Origin of the sequence: Serratia sp. EWG9 (assembly GCF_019913725.1) — a bacterium.
Classification (GTDB): domain Bacteria; phylum Pseudomonadota; class Gammaproteobacteria; order Enterobacterales; family Enterobacteriaceae; genus Serratia; species Serratia ureilytica.
The window spans coordinates 112,627-129,800 of sequence record NZ_JADNRO010000003.1 but is presented as its reverse complement, the minus strand read 5'-3'; the positions used below and the strand labels follow the sequence as shown (position 1 = coordinate 129,800).

At 58.1% G+C, this 17,174-nt stretch carries 16 protein-coding genes, 6 tRNA genes and 3 other RNA genes; 22 read left to right on the top strand and 3 right to left on the bottom strand.

Translation table 11 applies throughout. From position 1 onward, the window contains the following. Nucleotides 1-10 precede the first annotated feature (10 nt). The 20 genes from cydX (at nt 11) to pnuC (ending at nt 9,647) form a co-directional block, all read left to right on the top strand. Nucleotides 11-124: a cytochrome bd-I oxidase subunit CydX gene (gene cydX / locus ITX55_RS08860; protein WP_004939868.1), complete on the top strand. Its 114-nt coding sequence runs from the start codon at nt 11-13 to the stop codon at nt 122-124. Then, entirely contained in the window at nt 124-420 is a 297-nt protein-coding gene (gene ybgE, locus ITX55_RS08855; RefSeq protein WP_033641067.1) for a cyd operon protein YbgE, read from the top strand. The genes cydX and ybgE overlap by 1 nt, the downstream gene beginning before the upstream one ends. A 130-nt stretch (nt 421-550) precedes the next feature. Next, a complete protein-coding gene (ybgC, locus tag ITX55_RS08850; RefSeq protein WP_004939863.1) occupies nt 551-955 on the top strand; it encodes a tol-pal system-associated acyl-CoA thioesterase in 405 nt (134 codons plus the stop codon). Beyond that, the gene (gene tolQ / locus ITX55_RS08845) at nt 952-1,635 is read left to right on the top strand and encodes a Tol-Pal system protein TolQ (protein WP_004939862.1); all 684 of its coding nucleotides are present in this window, start codon (nt 952-954) and stop codon (nt 1,633-1,635) included. Before ybgC ends, tolQ begins: the two co-directional genes overlap by 4 nt. A 12-nt stretch (nt 1,636-1,647) precedes the next feature. Beyond that, nucleotides 1,648-2,076 (top strand): colicin uptake protein TolR, encoded by a 429-nt coding sequence (gene tolR, locus ITX55_RS08840; RefSeq protein WP_004939859.1) that lies wholly within the window; start codon nt 1,648-1,650, stop codon nt 2,074-2,076. A gap of 81 nt (nt 2,077-2,157) precedes the next feature. Then, on the top strand, nt 2,158-3,381 hold the full coding sequence (gene tolA, locus ITX55_RS08835; protein ID WP_223085003.1) for a cell envelope integrity protein TolA: 1,224 nt from the start codon (nt 2,158-2,160) through the stop codon (nt 3,379-3,381). A gap of 133 nt (nt 3,382-3,514) precedes the next feature. Further along, nucleotides 3,515-4,807 carry a Tol-Pal system beta propeller repeat protein TolB gene (gene tolB, locus ITX55_RS08830; RefSeq protein ID WP_004939856.1) on the top strand — a complete coding sequence of 431 codons (1,293 nt, stop codon included), beginning with the start codon at nt 3,515-3,517 and terminating at the stop codon, nt 4,805-4,807. Between the two features lie 44 nt (nt 4,808-4,851). Beyond that, complete coding sequence (pal, locus tag ITX55_RS08825; protein WP_004939853.1) at nt 4,852-5,367, top strand: peptidoglycan-associated lipoprotein Pal; 516 nt, start codon at nt 4,852-4,854, stop codon at nt 5,365-5,367. 9 nt (nt 5,368-5,376) lie between these two features. Beyond that, complete coding sequence (gene cpoB, locus ITX55_RS08820) at nt 5,377-6,171, top strand: cell division protein CpoB (protein WP_004939852.1); 795 nt, start codon at nt 5,377-5,379, stop codon at nt 6,169-6,171. Nucleotides 6,172-6,349: 178 nt separating this feature from the next. Further along, nucleotides 6,350-6,425 (top strand) — tRNA-Lys (locus ITX55_RS08815). 29 nt (nt 6,426-6,454) lie between these two features. Next, nucleotides 6,455-6,530, top strand: a tRNA-Val gene (locus ITX55_RS08810). Between the two features lie 7 nt (nt 6,531-6,537). Beyond that, a tRNA-Lys gene (locus tag ITX55_RS08805) sits at nt 6,538-6,613 on the top strand. A 15-nt stretch (nt 6,614-6,628) separates the two neighbouring features. After that, nucleotides 6,629-6,753: non-coding RNA, RtT sRNA (locus tag ITX55_RS08800), on the top strand. 152 nt (nt 6,754-6,905) lie between these two features. Then, nucleotides 6,906-6,981 (top strand) — tRNA-Lys (locus tag ITX55_RS08795). 13 nt (nt 6,982-6,994) lie between these two features. Continuing rightward, a non-coding RNA gene (locus tag ITX55_RS08790) (RtT sRNA) lies at nt 6,995-7,118 on the top strand. Nucleotides 7,119-7,163: 45 nt separating this feature from the next. Next, nucleotides 7,164-7,239 (top strand) — tRNA-Val (locus ITX55_RS08785). Between the two features lie 6 nt (nt 7,240-7,245). Continuing rightward, nucleotides 7,246-7,321, top strand: a tRNA-Lys gene (locus ITX55_RS08780). Nucleotides 7,322-7,395: 74 nt separating this feature from the next. After that, nucleotides 7,396-7,518, top strand: a non-coding RNA gene (locus tag ITX55_RS08775) — RtT sRNA. 321 nt (nt 7,519-7,839) lie between these two features. After that, on the top strand, nt 7,840-8,901 hold the full coding sequence (gene nadA / locus ITX55_RS08770; RefSeq protein WP_015376982.1) for a quinolinate synthase NadA: 1,062 nt from the start codon (nt 7,840-7,842) through the stop codon (nt 8,899-8,901). Between the two features lie 20 nt (nt 8,902-8,921). Beyond that, nucleotides 8,922-9,647: a nicotinamide riboside transporter PnuC gene (gene pnuC, locus ITX55_RS08765; RefSeq protein WP_033652339.1), complete on the top strand. Its 726-nt coding sequence runs from the start codon at nt 8,922-8,924 to the stop codon at nt 9,645-9,647. A 35-nt stretch (nt 9,648-9,682) separates the two neighbouring features. Here pnuC and zitB read toward each other — a convergent pair whose 3' ends face one another. Genes zitB through ITX55_RS08750 form a run of 3 tightly spaced genes read right to left on the bottom strand, consistent with a single transcriptional unit; the run spans nt 9,683 to nt 14,453 of the window. After that, nucleotides 9,683-10,651, bottom strand: a complete 969-nt coding sequence (gene zitB, locus ITX55_RS08760) for a CDF family zinc transporter ZitB (protein ID WP_047025689.1) — start codon at nt 10,649-10,651, stop codon at nt 9,683-9,685. After that, nucleotides 10,651-13,851: a transporter substrate-binding domain-containing protein gene (locus ITX55_RS08755; RefSeq protein ID WP_108680288.1), complete on the bottom strand. Its 3,201-nt coding sequence runs from the start codon at nt 13,849-13,851 to the stop codon at nt 10,651-10,653. Before ITX55_RS08755 ends, zitB begins: the two co-directional genes overlap by 1 nt. Then, complete coding sequence (locus tag ITX55_RS08750) at nt 13,848-14,453, bottom strand: response regulator transcription factor (RefSeq protein WP_033642206.1); 606 nt, start codon at nt 14,451-14,453, stop codon at nt 13,848-13,850. Before ITX55_RS08750 ends, ITX55_RS08755 begins: the two co-directional genes overlap by 4 nt. 212 nt (nt 14,454-14,665) lie before the next feature. On the opposite strand from ITX55_RS08750, the gene aroG reads away from it, so the two are divergent. Both aroG and ITX55_RS08740 read left to right on the top strand, forming a co-directional pair. Further along, a complete protein-coding gene (gene aroG, locus ITX55_RS08745; RefSeq protein WP_025301893.1) occupies nt 14,666-15,718 on the top strand; it encodes a 3-deoxy-7-phosphoheptulonate synthase AroG in 1,053 nt (350 codons plus the stop codon). 259 nt (nt 15,719-15,977) lie between these two features. Beyond that, the gene (locus ITX55_RS08740) at nt 15,978-17,168 is read left to right on the top strand and encodes a YjgN family protein (RefSeq protein WP_108680289.1); all 1,191 of its coding nucleotides are present in this window, start codon (nt 15,978-15,980) and stop codon (nt 17,166-17,168) included. The last annotated feature ends 6 nt before the right edge of the window (nt 17,169-17,174 follow it).

The window sequence follows — 17,174 nt, the reverse complement described above, 5'->3', positions numbered from 1 at the left end:
GAGCTAAACCATGTGGTATTTTGCCTGGATTCTCGGAACGCTTCTTGCCTGCGCCTTCGGCATCATCACGGCGCTGGCGCTTGAGCAGAGCGAAGCGACCAAAGCTCAGCAAGACGGTAAGTAATGAGCTCGTCCGTGATTGACAAGCTGTACGCTGTCACCGACAAGGGCCCGGTTCGGGCCCTTTCCCTGGCGCTGGCGTTGATTTTGGCGGGGTGCGTGTTCTGGGATCCGACGCGTTTCGCCGCCAAAACCAGCTCGCTGGAGATTTGGGAAGGGCTGTTGCTGATTTGGGCCGTCTGCGCCGGAGTGATCCACGGCTTCGGATTCCGCCCGCAGCGCAGCGTCTGGCGCGCTTTTTTCGCGCCGCTTCCTGCAATTGTGATCTTGTGCGCAGGATTACTTTACGTTTCTTTATAATCTCCCCGATGTCCCCACGTTATGGGCCCTCACGGCCCATAATTATTTTCATTCCCATCTTGTAACCCATTCCCAACCCGATCTGTCTTGCGTATAGTAGCAGCGTTAAATTGCATTGCTGGGAAGTAGAGTGAGTAATACGTTGTTTCGATGGCCGGTTCGCGTTTACTACGAGGATACCGATGCCAGTGGTGTGGTCTATCACGCCCGCTACGTCGCCTTTTTTGAAAGAGCGCGCACAGAGATGCTGCGTCAGCACAACTTTCATCAACAGCAGCTGCTCAGTGAACAAGTCGCTTTTGTCGTCCGGCGCATGACGGTGGATTATCTGGCTCCGGCTCGTCTCGACGAGCAACTGGAGGTCCAGAGTGAAATCACCTCTCTGCGCGGGGCTTCTCTCACGTTTGCTCAACGCATTGTCAATTCTGACGGGGCCCTACTGAGCCAGGCAGATGTCCTGATTGCCTGTATTGATCCACACCAAATGAAGCCAAGAGCGCTTCCTAAGTCTATTGTCGCGGAGTTTAAGCAGTGACTGACATGAACATCCTAGATTTATTCTTGAAGGCGAGCCTGCTGGTTAAGCTTATCATGTTGATTTTGATATGCTTCTCGGTAGCCTCTTGGGCGATCATCATTCAGCGCACCCGCATCCTCAATGCGGCGACGCGTGACGCCGAAGCCTTTGAAGACAAATTCTGGTCCGGTATCGAGCTTTCCCGTCTGTACCAGGAAAGTCAGGCGCGTCGCGATAGCCTGACCGGTTCCGAGCAGATCTTCCATTCCGGCTTCAAAGAGTTCGCCCGCCTGCACCGCGCCAACAACCATGCGCCGGAGTCGGTGATCGAAGGGGCGTCGCGTGCGATGCGCATTTCGATGAACCGCGAGCTGGAAACGCTGGAAACCCATATTCCGTTCCTCGGCACCGTCGGTTCGATCAGTCCGTACATCGGCCTGTTCGGCACCGTGTGGGGGATCATGCACGCCTTTATCGCGCTGGGCGCGGTGAAGCAAGCCACGCTGCAGATGGTGGCGCCGGGTATCGCCGAAGCGCTGATCGCCACCGCGATCGGTCTGTTCGCCGCCATCCCGGCGGTAATGGCCTATAACCGTCTCAACCAGCGCGTCAACAAGCTTGAGCAGAATTACGACAACTTTATGGAAGAGTTCACCGCTATTCTGCATCGTCAGGCCTTCTCCAGCGACAGCAAATAAGTAGGAGGTAGCATGGCGAGAGTACGTGGACGTAGTCGGCGCGAGCTGAAGTCCGAAATTAACATCGTTCCGCTGCTCGACGTGTTGCTGGTGCTGCTGCTGATCTTTATGGCAACTGCGCCAATCATCACGCAGAGCGTGGAGGTTGACCTGCCGGACGCCACCGATTCCAAAACGGTGTCCAGCGATGACAATCCGCCGGTGATCCTCGAGGTTTCCGGCGTAGGTCAATACACCCTGGTGGTGGATCACAACCGTATGGAGCTGCTGCCGCCTGAACAAGTCGCGGCCGAAGCCAAGTCGCGTTTGGCGGCTAACCCGAAAACGGTCTTTTTGATCGGCGGTGCGAAGGAAGTCCCTTACGATGAGATTATCAAGGCATTGAATATTCTCCATCAGGCGGGCGTGGCTTCCGTGGGGCTGATGACCCAGCCGATCTGACCGTAAGGCGAACGGCAACCCGGTTCCTGCGCTGCGGCCCAGGAACCCCGTATAAGCAACACCAGTTTTTGGGAATCTATTTTGGTAAAGGCAACTGAGCAAAACGATAAGCTGAACCGCGCCGTTATTGTTTCGGTCGTTCTGCACTTCATACTGATTGCCCTGCTGATTTGGGGATCGCTGCAGGAAAAGGTCGACATGAGCGCCGGCGGCGGCGGCGATGGTTCTGTAGTGGGCGCGGTGATGGTCGATCCCGGCGCGGTGGTGGAGCAGTACAACCGCCAGCAGCAGCAGAGCAACGATGCGCAGCGTGCCGAGAAGCAGCGCCAGAAAAAAGCGGAGCAACAGGCCGAAGAGCTTCAGCAGAAGCAGGCGGAGCAGCAGCAGCGCCTGAAAGAGCTGGAGAAAGAGCGTTTGGCGGCGCAGGAGAAAGCCGCGCAGAACGCCAAGGCGCAGGCTGAGCAACAGCAGAAGGCGGCGGAGCAGCAGAAGCAGGCCGCCGAGCAGCAAAAAGCGGCGGAAGCCGCCGCAGCGAAAGCCAAAGAGCAACAGAAGGTCGCCGAAGCCGCCGCCGCCAAGGCGAAGGCCGAAGCGGACAAGGTCGCCAAGGCGCAGGCGGACGCGCAGAAGAAAGCCGAAGCGGAAGCCAAGAAAGAAGCGGCCGCCGCTGCCGCCGCCAAGAAACAGGCGGAAGAGGCGAAGAAAGCCGCCGCCGCTGCCGCAGAGCAAAAAGCTGCAGAGGCCGCGGAGAAGAAAGCGGCTGCTGAAGCCGAGAAAAAAGCCGCAGCGGAAGCCGAGAAGAAGGCTGCCGCCGAGGCAGAGAAGAAAGCGGCCGCCGCTGAGAAAGCTGCGGCAGCCAAGAAAGCGGCTGCAGAGAAGAAAAAAGCCGCCGCCGAGGCTGCGAAGCAATCGGCGGAAGTTGATGACCTGTTTGGTGGCCTGGCGGACGGCAAGAACGCGCCGAAAGGTGGTGGCAAGCAGAAGGGTGACGGTAAACCGGCTGGCCAGGGCAATGCCAAAGCGGCTGGGGCCAGCGGGGCGGAAATCAATGGCTATCTTGGCCAGATTACCGCTGCGATTCAAAGCAAGTTCTACGATGCGGATCTGTACAAGGGCCGTAAATGTGACCTGCGAATCAAGCTGGCGCCGGACGGTTTTCTGGTAGACGTAAAATCTGAAGGGGGCGATCCGGCCCTGTGTCAGGCGGCGATAGCCGCGGCGAAACAGGCGAAGATCCCTAAACCGCCAAGCCAGGCGGTGTATGAGGTGTTTAAGAATGCTCCCCTTACGTTCAAGCCGCAATAATGGTTGTTTGAGCTGAGTAATATCACAGGGATGTACTAAGGTAACCAACAGGGATTATGTAGTTTTACGTGAGTTGGTTTGTTAAAATTCTGCTAATTTATCGCAGGCATCCCGCCTGGATAAGGGAGATGAGATGAAGCAGGCATTTCGAGTAGCGCTAGGTTTTTTAATTCTGTGGGCGTCCGTGTTGCACGCGGAAGTTCGCATTGAAATCACCCAAGGGGTCGACTCCGCTCGTCCGATTGGCGTGGTGCCGTTTAAATGGGCGGGCCCAGGCACGCCGCCGGAAGATATCGGCAAGATTGTCGGCGCGGATCTGCGCAACAGCGGCAAATTCAACCCTATCGACGTGGCGCGCATGCCGCAGCAACCGACCTCCGCGTCTGAAGTGACGCCGGCGGCCTGGACTGCATTGGGCATCGACGCCGTAGTGGTCGGTCAGGTTCAACCTGGCGCCGACGGCAGCTACCTGATCTCCTACCAGTTGGTGGATACTTCGGGTTCGCCGGGCACCGTATTGGCGCAGAACCAGTATAAAGTGACCAAACAGTGGTTGCGTTATTCCGCCCATACCGCCAGCGACGAAGTGTTCGAGAAGCTGACCGGCATCAAGGGCGCGTTCCGCACCCGTATCGCCTACGTGGTGCAGACCAACGGCGGGAAATTCCCGTACGAGCTGCGCGTAGCGGATTACGACGGTTACAACCAGTTCACGGTGCACCGTTCGCCTGAGCCGCTGATGTCGCCGGCCTGGTCGCCGGACGGCAGCAAACTGGCTTACGTGACCTTCGAGAGCGGCCGTTCCGCGCTGGTGGTGCAAACCCTGGCTAACGGCGCCATCCGCCAGATCGCTTCGTTCCCGCGCCACAACGGTGCGCCGGCGTTCTCGCCGGACGGCAGCAAGCTGGCCTTCGCGCTGTCCAAGAGCGGCAGCCTGAACCTGTACGTGATGAACCTCGGCTCCGGCCAGATCACGCAACTGACCGATGGCCGCAACAACAACACCGAACCGACCTGGTTCCCGGATGGCCAGTCTCTGGCGTTTACCTCCGACCAGGGCGGGCGTCCGCAGATTTATAAAATCAGCGCCAGCGGCGGTGCCGCACAGCGTCTGACGTGGGAAGGCTCTCAGAACCAGGATTCTGAAGTCAGCTCCGATGGTAAATTCCTGGTGATGGTCAGCACCAACAGTGGTGCACAACACATCGCCAAACAAGATCTTGGATCAGGCGCCGTTCAGGTTTTGACCGGCACCTTCCTGGATGAAACGCCTAGTATTGCGCCAAACGGCACCATGGTGATCTATAGCTCCACGCAAGGTATGGGCTCCGTGCTGCAGTTGGTGTCAACTGATGGGCGTTTCAAAGCGCGTCTTCCGGCAACTGATGGACAGGTCAAATTCCCTGCCTGGTCGCCGTATCTGTGATGCATGTGTAAATATGTATGGCAAACTATAAAAGGATCAAAGAAATGCAACTGAACAAAGTGCTGAAAGGGCTTCTGCTGGCACTGCCAGTTCTGGCTGTAGCAGCTTGTAGTTCTAACAAAAGCGCGAACAACGACCAATCTGGTATGGGCGCTGGCGCCGGCACTGGTATGGAAAACGGCAGCAGCAACCTGTCTTCCGAAGAACAAGCTCGTCTGCAGATGCAAGAACTGCAGAAGAACAACATCGTTTACTTCGGCCTGGACAAGTATGACGTAAGCTCCGAATTCGCTCAGATGCTGGACGCGCACGCTGCATTCCTGCGTAACAACCCGTCTTACAAAGTGACCGTTGAAGGCCACGCTGACGAACGCGGCACGCCGGAATACAACATCGCTCTGGGTGAGCGTCGTGCTAACGCCGTTAAAATGTACCTGCAGGGTAAAGGCGTTTCCGCTGACCAGATCTCTATCGTTTCTTACGGTAAAGAAAAACCAGCAGTACTGGGCCACGACGAAGCGGCTTATGCTAAAAACCGTCGTGCCGTTCTGGTTTACTAAGAGAATCGCATGAACAGTAACTTCAGACGTCACCTGTTGAGTCTGTCGTTACTGGTTGGCGTAGCGGCCCCTTGGGCCGCTACTGCCCAAGCGCCAATCAGTAATGTCGGCTCCGGCTCGGTCGAAGACCGCGTCACCTCGCTTGAGCGCATCAGCAATGCTCAAGGCCAGCTTTTAAACCAACTCCAGCAACAACTCTCTGACAATCAACGCGACATTGATTCTCTCCGTGGGCAAATCCAGGAAAGCCAGTATCAGTTGAATCAGGTCGTTGAACGCCAGAAGCAAATCTATCAACAGATGGATAGCCTCAGCCAGGGCGGCGCTCAGAGCGCCTCTGCGGCAGCGGGCGCTGCCGGCGGGGCAGCCGCAGGCGCATCTTCCGATGCGGGCAGCAGCGCGCCTGCAGCCGCTTCTGCAACGCCGAGCGGCGGTGATGAGAACAGCGACTACAACGCCGCTGTTTCTCTGGCGCTGGAAAAAAAACAGTATGACCAGGCGATTTCCGCCTTTCAGTCCTTCGTAAAACAGTACCCGAAGTCTACTTACCAGCCCAACGCCAACTATTGGCTGGGCCAGTTGTTCTACAACAAGGGTAAAAAAGACGATGCGGCCTATTATTTTGCGGTGGTGGTGAAGAATTACGCTAAATCACCGAAGGCGCCGGACGCCATGTACAAGGTGGGTATCATCATGCAGGAAAAAGGGCAGGCCGATAAAGCCAAGGCCGTGTTCCAGCAGGTGATTAAACAATACCCAACCAGTGCGGCGGCCAAGCAGGCGAAAAGTCGCGTAGGCGGTTAACGGTTAGAAAAATGAGCCCAGAAGTTAGTCGATTTGACCGATTTCTGGGCTCATTCGCGTGAAGAACAAGCAGTTGAACGCATCGGTAAAAAATTTAGGTTGCGCTGCCAAGATAAATTAGTAATATATGCCGCCGTTGCCAAGACATCTTGCAAGATGTTAAAGCGGCAGGGAAATTGGGTCGTTAGCTCAGTTGGTAGAGCAGTTGACTTTTAATCAATTGGTCGCAGGTTCGAATCCTGCACGACCCACCAATTTCTGAAGTAGCAGTAACCACAACAGTGGGTGATTAGCTCAGTTGGTAGAGCATCTCCTTTACACGGAGGGGGTCGGCGGTTCGAGCCCGTCATCACCCACCACTGTTATGGGTCGTTAGCTCAGTTGGTAGAGCAGTTGACTTTTAATCAATTGGTCGCAGGTTCGAATCCTGCACGACCCACCATTCTTCGAGAATGGCTGCGATAGAGAATCGTAAAGGATGAGAACCGTAAAGGTTCGAGTCTCGCGAAGCGAGACAACATCACTCCGGTGATGGCCCGCAAGGGCGAGGCCAAAGGCCGAGTTATCCTGCACGACCCACCATTCTTCGAGAATGGCAGCTTCAGAATCGGTTTGATGTGGCAAAGTAAAGGTCCGAGTCGAGTACCCGTCGAGTTGTCCTGAACATCCCCATCCTTGTTTTCCGCGAGTCGGTTTTTGTAGCCTATTCGCCATCAGCAGTAAACCACATCAGTGGGTCGTTAGCTCAGTTGGTAGAGCAGTTGACTTTTAATCAATTGGTCGCAGGTTCGAATCCTGCACGACCCACCACTCTTTGATAGAGCAAGGTGTTAAATCGTCAGGATGAGAACCGTAGAGGTTCGAGTCTCGCGAAGCGAGACAACATCACCCCGGTGATGGCCCGCAAGGGCGAGGCCAAAGGCCGAGTTATCCTGCACGACCCACCACTCTTTGATAGAGCAGGATGTGAAAAATAGCAGTACCACAGCAGTGGGTGATTAGCTCAGTTGGTAGAGCATCTCCTTTACACGGAGGGGGTCGGCGGTTCGAGCCCGTCATCACCCACCACACTGCGGGTCGTTAGCTCAGTTGGTAGAGCAGTTGACTTTTAATCAATTGGTCGCAGGTTCGAATCCTGCACGACCCACCAATTCAGAAAAAAGCGCCTTTTGGCGCTTTTTTCGTTTCTGTAACACCCAAACCTGACTTATCCTCTTGCCAACAGAGTTTACCGAGTTGTGCAGGATGAGAACCGTAGAGGTTCGAGCATCGCGCAGCGATACGACAACGCGCAGCGTTGCCCACAGGGTGAGGCCACAGGCCGAATCAATCCTGCACGACCCACCAATTCAGAAAAAAGCGCCTTTTGGCGCTTTTTTCGCCTCTGCAGCACCCCAACCTGAATCCCTGCTTTCTCGTTTCAACTCTGCGCTAATCGGCATCCGGGTCTTCCCTGGGCGTTATGCGTCTTCGCCAGGCCATTATCCGCAGTGTTCTGCGCGGCTCATTCCAGTATTTTTAATCCATTAAACACTAAGTGCGCAAATTTGAAAATATCAGCGGACTTTTCGCGCAATTTTAGGTATTTTGTTTAGTATATAAAACCAAGGGCGTTGCGGCAGGCGATATTCAAATGGCAGGCGCCCAGCCTAGCATGAGATTGCAGCGATGAGTGAAATGTTTGATGTCAACGCGGCGGTGTATCCTTTCCCGCCCAAACCGGTACCGCTGGACGTAGCGGAAAAAGCCTTTTATCGCGAAAAGATCAAAACCTTGCTCAAGCAGCGCAATGCGGTGATGGTCGCCCACTACTATACCGATCCGGAAATCCAGGCGCTGGCGGAAGAAACCGGTGGCTGCGTGGCGGATTCGCTGGAAATGGCGCGCTTCGGCAGCGCCCATCCGGCTTCCACGTTGTTGGTGGCCGGCGTGCGCTTCATGGGGGAGACCGCCAAGATCCTCAGCCCGGAAAAACAGGTGCTGATGCCGACCCTGTTTGCCGAATGTTCGCTTGACCTGGGTTGCCCGGAAGAGGAGTTCCATGCGTTTTGCGATAGCCATCCCGATCGCACCGTGGTGGTCTATGCGAACACCTCGGCGGCGGTCAAAGCGCGCGCCGACTGGGTGGTGACCTCCAGCATCGCCGTCGAACTGATCGAGCATCTGGATAGTCTGGGCGAGAAAATTATCTGGGCGCCGGATCGCCATCTCGGCAGCTACGTGCAGAAGCAGACCGGCGCTGACGTGCTGTGCTGGCAAGGCGCCTGCATTGTCCATGACGAGTTCAAGACCCAGGCGCTGCGGCGCATGAAGGCGCTCTATCCGCAGGCGGCTATCCTGGTGCATCCCGAATCGCCTCAGGCGGTGGTCGAGCTGGCGGATGCGGTGGGGTCTACCAGCCAGTTGATTCAGGCGGCGAAAACATTGCCGCATCAACAGCTGATCGTCGCTACCGATCGCGGTATCTTTTACAAGATGCAGCAGGCCTGTCCGGACAAGGAGCTGTTCGAAGCGCCGACCGCCGGAGAAGGCGCGACCTGCCGCAGCTGCGCGCATTGCCCGTGGATGGCGATGAATGGCCTGAAGGCGATTGCCGAAGGTCTGGAGCAGGGGGGCGCACAGCATGAGATCCACGTGGACGCCGCGCTGCGTGAAAAGGCGCTGGTGCCGCTGAACCGCATGCTGGATTTCGCCGCTCAGCTTAAGATGCAGGTTAAAGGCAACGCTTAACCGTTTAAAAGGATGACCTCATGAGCTTCTTCAGTACCAGCAATATTCTGGTGCACATTCCGCTTGGCGCGGGCGGTTACGATCTGTCGTGGATCGAAGCCATCGGCACGCTGTTCGGATTGCTGTGCATCTGGTACGCCAGCAAGGAAAAAATCGTCAACTACCTGTTCGGCCTGATCAACGTCACGCTGTTCGCGGTGATTTTCTTCCAGATCCAGCTGTACGCCAGCCTGCTGCTGCAGCTGTTTTTCTTCGGCGCCAATATTTACGGTTGGTATGCCTGGAGCCGCCAGACGCAGGATAATCAGGCTGAGCTGCAGATCCGCTGGCTGCCGCTGCCGAAAGCGCTGGCTTGGGCGGCGGTGTGCGTCATCGGCATTGGCCTGATGACCTTTAACATCGACCGCGTGTTCGCCTGGCTGACGCAGATTGCGGTGGCGGTGATGCAAGGGCTGGGGCTGAACGTACAGATGCCGACGCTGCAGCCGGACGCCTTCCCGTTCTGGGATTCGGCGATGATGGTGCTGTCCATCGTGGCGATGATCCTGATGACGCGCAAGTACGTGGAAAACTGGCTGCTGTGGGTGGTGATCGATGTCATCAGCGTGGCGATCTTCGCTTACCAGGGCGTTTACGCGATGGCGCTGGAGTACGTCATTCTGACGTTGATCGCGCTGAACGGCTCCTGGCTGTGGATCAAGAGCGCCGGGCGCAACCATTCCAATCCGTTATCTTCCGCTCCGTAACAACGCAGAGGGCGCCGTGATGGCGCCCTCTTGGCTTAGTGGCGATGCCCCAGGTGCGAATGCGCCTCGGCATGTGAGTGTTCACTCGGCTCCGGCGCCCGATTGATACCGCAGTCCGGCGTCTCGCAGTGCCGGTACTCCATCTGAATGGTCACGTGGCCGATCTTGTAGTGTTGCAACAGATAAGCCTGGATGCGTTGCAACAGCCCATCGTGGTCATGTGGCGGGATCACCTGCGCATGCAGCGTCATCAGCTTCTGTTCGCCGATCTGCCAGACGTGTACGTGGTGGATATTGCGCACTTCCGGGATGTTCAGGCACAGGTCTTTTTGCAGCTTGGCGATATCGACCTCCTGCGGCGTGCCTTCCAGCAGCTCGTGGAAGCTCTCCTTCAGCAGCCGCCAGGCGCTGCGCAGCACCAGACAGGAGACCAACACCGACAGGATCGGGTCAATCGGCGTCCAGCCGGTGGCGAGAATAACGATGGCCGCGACGATAGCGCCCACCGAGCCGAGCAGGTCGCCCAGCACATGCAGCGCGGCGGCGCGCACGTTGATATTTTTCTCTTCGCTGCCGCGATGCAGCAGCCAGAAGGCGAACAGGTTCGCCAGCAGCCCCGCTATGGCGATGATCAGCATCGGGGTACCCATCACCGGCTGCGGTTCGAAGAAACGCCGTATCGCCTCCCACAGGATGAATACCACGATCACCAGCAGCGCCGCGGCGTTGAGGAAGGCCGCCAGCGTGGTCAGGCGCAGGTAGCCGAAGGTGTGGCGCGCGTTGGGTTTGCGCTGGGAGAAGTGCACCGCCATCAGCGCCACCAGCAGCGCGGCGGCGTCGGTCAACATATGGCCGGCGTCGGCCAACAGCGCCAGCGAGCCGGACAACAGGCCGCCGACCACCTCGGCCACCATAAAGACGGCGGTGACTAAAAAAGCGGTCAGTAGGCGTTTACTATTACTGTTACTGTCTTTCGGCAGGTGTACGTGTGGAGTGTCCGACATTATTCATCCTTATGCATAGCGAAAGAGGGGGCGGCGGCGAGCAGAGCGTCCAGCTCCGGTTCTATCTGCGCCACTAACGCCTTTAATTTAGTATAAGCGGCGGCGGCAAGCTCGCCCCGACGTGCGGTATCCACCAGCTGTTGGCACAGCTGCGCGGCTTCCGGCAGCTGCAGCATCAGCAGGCTGCCCTTGATGCGGTGTGCCGCCTGCTCCAGGCGAGGCCAGTCGTTCGCGGCGACGGCGTCCGCCAGCCGCTGCCGGTCTTGCCGCAGCGTATCGCCGAGCGTCTGCGCCAGCCGCTGCAGCATGGCGCGATCGCCGCCCGCCATTTCGGCCAGCGTTTGCCGTAGGTCAGTAAGGACTGACTTTTCTTCCTGAGCCTGCGGTTGCTGAGCCAATACCTGGCCGATCGCCGTCAGCGAAATCGGCTTGGTCAGGAAGTGATCGATCGCCACCAGCCCCGGCGGGATGCGGGTAAACTCCTGCACGTCCGCCGAACAGAGCACGATGCGGCAAGGCGGGCGCTGCAGCCGCTGTTCGTCGCGCCGGATCAGCCTGGCCAGCGTCAGGCCGTCCGGGCGCGGCATGTTATAGTCGATAAACAGCAGGTCAAACGGCTGCCGGCGCTGGGCCTTCAGCAGCGCATAGCCTTGTTCGAAGCGGGCGGGTTGCTGCCCGAAGTGGCGCAGTTGGCGTTCCAGCAGCAACAAATTGGTGGGATGATCGTCGATCAGCGCGGTACGCAAGGCGGAAGACGGCAGAGCAAAGGTGTGCTCCTCCTGAACGCCAGCCGGCGCGTCGCCGCTCAGCTCGACCGGTATCACTACCTCGACGCGGGTGCCGACGCCCGGCTGCGAGTGCAGCTCTATGCGGCCGCCCATCTGTTCGACGATTTCTTTGCAGATAGACAGGCCCAAACCGGTGCCTTGCACCGAGATGCGTTGCGCGCCGCGCGCGCGGTAAAACGGTTGAAACAGCTTGCCTACCTCATCGGCGGCGATGCCGCAGCCGCTGTCGTTCACCGTTAACTGCAACTCTCCCCGTCGTTCATCCTGCGCGCGCCAGCCGACCTCGACCTGAATGGTTCCGCGCGTCGTGAACTTTATCGCATTGTTTATCAGGTTGTTAGCCACCTGAAGTAAACGCTCACCATCAATGACCACCGCCTCCGGCAGCGCCGGATCTGCCGTCACCTTCAACGTCAACGGCCGTTCGCCGATAAGCGGCCGGTAAAGGGCGTCAATGCGAGCGACCCAGGGGCGCAGCGCCACCGGTTTTGGCGCCAACGTCAACGACCCGGTTTCCAGTCGGGCGTGATCCTGCAGGTCGTTGAGCAGGTTGAGCAGCGATGAGGCCGAACTGTAAATCACCGGCAGGCCTTCCGGCGCAGGTTGGCGTTTGAGTTCCAGTTCCAGCAGGCCAAGGATGGCGTGCATCGGCGTGCGCAGTTCATGGCTGACGGTGGCGAGGAATTTGCTCTTCATGCGGTTTTCCGCTTCGGCGCGGCGGCGCGCCTGCTCGAGCTCTTCGCGTTCGCGTTTTTCACGGCGCTGCAGCATGAAACGGCGCAGCGTCAGCGCCAACAGCAGCACGGTGGCGGCGGCCAACAGCGCCAGCAGCCAGGTGGTCTGCGGCGGCATGCGGTTGTCGTTCACCGCGTCGATAAGGTTGCTGCGGTCGACGATCCACTCGTCGCGCAGCGATTGCAGGGTATCCGCCGGGATCTGCATCAGGTTCTTATCGAGGATCGCCAGCAGCAGCGGCTGATCGCGGCGTACGCCGAAGGCTACCGGATAGGGGATGTTGTTGGCGGCGAAGGCCAGTTTTATCGCGCCGGAATAGCGCGACAGCGCCAAAAAGTTGGCGGAAATGACGTTATCCACCAGCGCATCCAACTGGCCGTTGGCCAGCGCGTCGTACATCGACTTGCTGTCGGCGAAGCTGACGGTCTGTTCCTGCTCCGGCACCAGCCCCTGAGCCAAATCGCCCTGCAGCACGCCGATGCGCTTGCCGGCCAGATCGCTCCAGGTCGAGACGCCGTTGGCATACTGGCCGACGTAAACGCCCCACAGCGAACGGTGGATCGGCATGCTGGCGCCATAGCGCGCCTTGACGCCGCGCGCCAGCGGCAGGGCGGCGCGGAAGCTGGCCTGGCCGGATTGCACCAGCTGATCGGCCTGCTCGGCGTTGCGCGCCCACAGCGGCGCGAAACGCAGCCCGGTGTTTTGCGCGATGATGTTGAGAATATCGATGGCGTAGCCGCGCGGCTGGCCGTCGGAACCGCGGTAGGCGAACGGGAAGTTGTTCTCGATGGCGGCATAGTAAACCACGCGGTGGCTCGCCACCCAATTCTTCTCCATCGTCGTCAGATCGGCATTGCCGGTATCGAGGTAGCTGGGGATCTTTTTGCTCCAGCGGCTCTGCAGGGCATTCATCAGTTCCATCGGCGCGTCGGCGATGGCGGTGTCCAGCGTGTCTATCAGGCGCGGGTCGGCGGCGGCGAACACGAAGGAGAGGTTGCCCAGGTTCTCGTTGCTTTCAATTTGATAGAGCTGGCCGAGCTGCAGTTGGTCGATGATAAAGCTGGCGCTGGCCTCGTCGGCGATAAAGTAGTCGCTGCTGCCGTTGAGCAGCGAATAGACCGCCTGCAGGTTGTTGTCGTAGCGCTGGATCTGCGACGCCACCGCCTGCAGGGCGCCGCCGGACTGCATGTCGGTCAGCGCGCCGATCGCGACGCGGGCGTTGGCGGAATTGAGCATCACCGGCCTATCGTTGCTGCGATCGCGCAATACGCGCAGGTTGCTGATGTAGTAAGGCTGGGAGATCTCCAGCCCGTGCAGCGCTTCGCTCTGCGGGATGCCGTACAGCAGATCGACCTTGCCGTCGTGCAGCGCCTGTTCCAGCTGGGTCAGATCGGCGAAGCCGTAAATGGCGAAGCGGATGCCGGTCACCTGCTGGATATAGCCGAGGTAGTCGGCGTTCAGCCCATACAGATCGTCGTCCACGATGATGTTGTACGGGCTGGTGTTCTCACTGATGATGCCGACGCGCAGCGTGCGATCGCGCCAGGGATTTTTCTCGCCGACGATCAGCATATTCTCGGGGGTATTCAGGTTGCTGACCAGCTGATAGCGCACCGGCTCCGCCGCCTGCGCCAGGCCGCACCACAGGATCAGCAGCAGCAGGGCGCGGCGCATCATGGCGCCAGCTCTTTAAACACCGCCACCAGCTCCAGCAGGTTGCCGGCGCCGGTTTTGCGCTGGATGTTTTTTTTGTGCGTGCTGACAGTCTTGTTGCTGATGTGCAGCCGGTCGGCGATCTGCAGGTTGGACAGCCCCTGGCTCAGCAAGCCCAGCACCTCGAGCTCCTTAGGGGTGAGCAGCCCGCCGTCCGCCGTCGGCGCCTCTTCGGCCAGCGCAGCGGCGGGGAAGCTGATTTCACCGTCCAGCACCTGTTCGATCGCCTGCACCAACTCCGCCAGCGAGCTGCCTTTATTGACGAAACCGTCGGCGCCGGCGGCATGCGCCATGCGCGCATAGACATCGGCTTCCTGCGCGGTGTAGATCAGGATCTTTTGTTGCGGATAGCGTCGGCGGATTTTTTTCAACAGCTGCAGCCCGTCGACCTGCGGCAGGCCGATATCCAGGATCACCAGGCCGAAAGCGGCCTCGGCCAGCAGGGCCAGCGCCTGTACGTCATCCTGCGCCGCCTGCAGGCGGTAGGGGCGGGATGATTTCATTAGCGCCGCTTCCAGTGCGACATGAACCACCGGGTGGTCATCAACTAATAGCAGAGAGGGCATGTTCAACTCGGGTCACTTTATATTCTGATCGCTAGCATAGCGAAAAAGGAGGCTCTGCGCTCGCCAGATGAAACAGCACAATCTGCTGTTAATTTGGCGGTTCCAGCGGCGGGGGGCAAAGGTGATTTACAGCGCCATTCTCACAGGCTAGATTGTTGGGATCTACACCGTTACGCACTGCGAAATACCCCACGATACCGAATGGAAAAGCTATGAATTACCAAAACGACGATTTACGCATTAATGATATTAAGGAACTCCTGCCGCCGGTGGCTTTGCTGGAGAAATTTCCGGCCACTGAACGCGCGGCAAAGACGGTGTCCCAGGCCCGCAGCGCAATTCACAATATCCTCCGCGGCAGCGACGATCGCCTGCTGGTGGTAATTGGCCCTTGCTCCATCCATGATACCCAAGCCGCCAAAGAGTACGCGGGGCGCCTGCTGGCGCTGCGTGAAGAACTGAGCGGCGAGCTGGAAGTGGTGATGCGCGTGTACTTCGAAAAACCGCGCACCACCGTGGGCTGGAAAGGCCTGATCAACGATCCGCAAATGGACAACAGCTTCAACATCAACGACGGCCTGCGCCTGGCGCGCAAGCTGCTGGTGGAGATCAACGACAGCGGGTTGCCGGCCGCCGGCGAATTCCTCGACATGATCACGCCGCAGTACCTGGCGGATTTGATGAGCTGGGGCGCCATCGGCGCGCGCACCACGGAATCGCAGGTGCACCGTGAACTGGCCTCCGGTCTCTCTTGCCCGGTCGGCTTCAAGAACGGCACCGATGGCACCATCAAGGTGGCGATCGACGCCATCAACGCCGCCGGCGCGCCGCACTGCTTCCTGTCGGTGACCAAATGGGGACACTCGGCGATCGTTAACACCAGCGGCAACGGTGACTGCCACATTATCCTGCGCGGCGGCAAAGAGCCAAACTACAGCGCGGCGCATGTGAAGGACGTCAAAGCCGGTCTGAGCAAAGCGGGGCTGCCGGCGCAGGTGATGATCGACTTCAGCCATGCCAACAGCAGCAAACAGTTCAAAAAACAGATGGACGTGAGCGCCGATGTTTGCGGGCAAATTGGCGGCGGTGAAAAAGCGATTATCGGTGTAATGATCGAAAGCCACCTGGTGGAAGGCAACCAGAGCCTCGAAAGCGGCGAGCCGCTGGTTTACGGCAAGAGCGTCACCGACGGCTGCATCGGTTGGCAGGATACCGAAACCGTGCTGCGCGATCTGGCGGCGGCGGTGAAAGCGCGCCGCGGTTAATCGCGTAAAGAGGGGCTCGCCAGCGGGCCCTTTTTCTATTTACCTTAAAATTGTATATCTCCTGTCAATTTAAGGCCTACAGTCAATAGGCTTATTAAATCTTTAAGCGGCCGTATTCGCATTATTCCGATTTAATAAAAGAATAATTGTCACCGCTCTCGGCATTGTGCTTATATAAGACGCTTTTTTATTCCATAAACCCCGCAGGCCTAATAAGTGGGGCGTGGTATGACCTTATTCCTTTCAGGATGAAAGAATTATGACAAACAATACCTCGCAGCCGCTGGGGCTGCACCGGATTAAATTCCATGGGAAAGGTGGTGAGTACTTCGCTATTTGGTTAGTCAACGCGTTATTGACGGCTCTGACCCTTGGCATCTATTCCGCCTGGGCGACGGTGCGTCGTCGCCGCTATTTTTACGGCAACACGGAATTGGACGGCGATCGTTTCGATTATCATGCGCAGCCGCTGCAAATTCTGAAAGGACGGCTGTTGGTGATCGGCGGCATCATCGTATTTTATTTCCTGCTGGCGGTGACGCCATTGCTGGGGCTGTTGGCGCTGCTGGTATTGCTTGCCCTGTTGCCGTGGATTGTTATCCGCAGCTGGCGCTACAATGCGATTATGTCGAGCTATCGCGGCGTGCGCTTTAATTATGTCTGCCGCACCGGGCGCGCCTATTGGGCTTTGCTGTTCTGCCCATTATTGCTGATTATCGGACTGTATGTCGGTCTGATCGTCTTGCTCGGCATTGGCAGCGGTCTTGGCAGCGTCAACGCCATCGCATTTATGCTGGTGCTGACGCTGATTTTGGCCGTACCGGCATTTGCGGCGGTAAACGGCATTATTAGCGCACTGCAGCATGATTTGTACGTTAATAACCTGTTTTTCGGGAACACGCCGTTTATTGCCGAACTGAAGAAATCGGCCTTTATCAAATTTGCCTTGATCGGCCTGCTCATATTCCTGCCGTTCATGTTGGTCGCGCTGGTGTGCATCGGTTCGTTCTTCTTTACCCTCTATCAGATGGTGTTGATGGGCCTGTTGACCAACGAAGCCATCGATGTGCTGGTGCTGGACAATATCAGCAGCCTTCTGCTGATGATGGTGGTGCTGCTGATCGGCGCCCTGGTGGCCAGCAGCTACCAGGTTGTCGCCCAACGCAACTATCTGTTTAATCAGGCAAGGCTGAACGGCGACATCAAGCTGCATTCCTCAATGAAAACGCTGCCGTACATGGGATTGTTGATCACCAATACCCTGATTACCCTGTTCTCGCTCGGTTTGGCGGCGCCGGTGGCGGAAGTGCGTCATGCCCGTTATCTGGCGGCGTGCACGGCGGTTGAAGGCGATCTGGCGCTGCTGGATATTACGGCGCATCAGGAAACCGCCAACAGCGCGGTGGCCGAAGAAGCGGTGCAGGCGCTGGATCTGGGCGGCAGCTTCTGAGGCGCC

Coding starts and splice junctions, on each gene's coding strand:
- ITX55_RS08750 (WP_033642206.1), bottom strand. CDS start 14,453: ATGCCCTCTCTGCTATTAGTTGATGACCACCCGGTGGTTCATGTCGCA.
- cydX (WP_004939868.1), top strand. CDS start 11: ATGTGGTATTTTGCCTGGATTCTCGGAACGCTTCTTGCCTGCGCCTTC.
- aroG (WP_025301893.1), top strand. CDS start 14,666: ATGAATTACCAAAACGACGATTTACGCATTAATGATATTAAGGAACTC.
- ITX55_RS08755 (WP_108680288.1), bottom strand. CDS start 13,851: ATGATGCGCCGCGCCCTGCTGCTGCTGATCCTGTGGTGCGGCCTGGCG.
- ITX55_RS08740 (WP_108680289.1), top strand. CDS start 15,978: ATGACAAACAATACCTCGCAGCCGCTGGGGCTGCACCGGATTAAATTC.
- ybgE (WP_033641067.1), top strand. CDS start 124: ATGAGCTCGTCCGTGATTGACAAGCTGTACGCTGTCACCGACAAGGGC.
- tolB (WP_004939856.1), top strand. CDS start 3,515: ATGAAGCAGGCATTTCGAGTAGCGCTAGGTTTTTTAATTCTGTGGGCG.
- nadA (WP_015376982.1), top strand. CDS start 7,840: ATGAGTGAAATGTTTGATGTCAACGCGGCGGTGTATCCTTTCCCGCCC.
- tolR (WP_004939859.1), top strand. CDS start 1,648: ATGGCGAGAGTACGTGGACGTAGTCGGCGCGAGCTGAAGTCCGAAATT.
- pnuC (WP_033652339.1), top strand. CDS start 8,922: ATGAGCTTCTTCAGTACCAGCAATATTCTGGTGCACATTCCGCTTGGC.
- cpoB (WP_004939852.1), top strand. CDS start 5,377: ATGAACAGTAACTTCAGACGTCACCTGTTGAGTCTGTCGTTACTGGTT.
- zitB (WP_047025689.1), bottom strand. CDS start 10,651: ATGTCGGACACTCCACACGTACACCTGCCGAAAGACAGTAACAGTAAT.
- pal (WP_004939853.1), top strand. CDS start 4,852: ATGCAACTGAACAAAGTGCTGAAAGGGCTTCTGCTGGCACTGCCAGTT.